General features: G+C 53.9%; 1 pseudogene. It reads left to right on the forward strand.

Going from position 1 to position 258, the window contains the following annotated elements:
* Positions 1-242: pseudogene (locus AF337_RS05600) on the forward strand (amino acid ABC transporter); the annotation flags it as partial.
* Positions 243-258 lie beyond the last annotated feature (16 nt).

A 258-nucleotide genomic window follows, 5' to 3' on the forward strand; every position in this document is an offset into this window, starting at 1 on the left:
TTATCCTCGAGGATAAACTCGCCATCTACGACTGGATTGCCAACACCAAGGCAGGAAGCTGCTGCGAGTTCAAAGGACCGGATCTGGTCGACATCACATACTTCGGTGAGGGTGCCGGCATCGCGCTGCGCCTCGATGACAAGGAGCGTCTTGCGCGCCTGAACGAAGCGTTGAAGAGCATCAAGGCGGACGGGACCTACGACATGATCAACGCAAAATATTTCCCGTTCAGCATCCAGTAGTTCGTCAATCAAATCG

The sequence above is a fragment of the Rhizobium ecuadorense genome (genome assembly GCF_001187535.1).
In the GTDB taxonomy this organism is placed as follows: domain Bacteria; phylum Pseudomonadota; class Alphaproteobacteria; order Rhizobiales; family Rhizobiaceae; genus Rhizobium; species Rhizobium ecuadorense.